1 protein-coding gene is annotated in these 373 nt (G+C 72.7%); it reads right to left on the reverse strand.

Annotated features, from left to right (window positions below; genetic code table 11):
• Positions 1-373: polyketide synthase dehydratase domain-containing protein (locus HCK04_RS40675; RefSeq protein WP_168066728.1), on the reverse strand; the 373-nt coding region annotated here is incomplete at both ends.

A 373-nucleotide genomic window follows, 5' to 3' on the forward strand; every position in this document is an offset into this window, starting at 1 on the left:
CTGGCGCAGTGTGTCGTAGAGCGGGCGGTCGCCGAGCACCGCCCATGCCTCGCGCGGGGCCGGCACGGGATCCAGCGGTGACCACTCCACCCGGAACAGGGTGTTCTCCTCAGCCGATCCGGAGACCTTGAGCTGCTCGGCGGAGACCAGCCTGGCGGTAAGGGTGTCGATCGAGGCGACCGGCGCGCCGGTGGGGTCGGCGGCCTGGAGCGACAGCGATCCGGAGTCGCCCAGCTTGACGCGTACCCGCAGGTCGGTGGCGCCGGTGGCGTGCAGGCGGACGCCGTTCCAGGCGAACGGCAACCGGTTCTGTCCCTCCGGCACCTCGGCAAGCCCCGCCCAGGCGGGCAGGTGGACGGCCGCGTCGAACAAC

Origin of the sequence: Microbispora sp. CL1-1, from assembly GCF_012034195.1 — a bacterium.
Lineage (GTDB): Bacteria > Actinomycetota > Actinomycetes > Streptosporangiales > Streptosporangiaceae > Microbispora.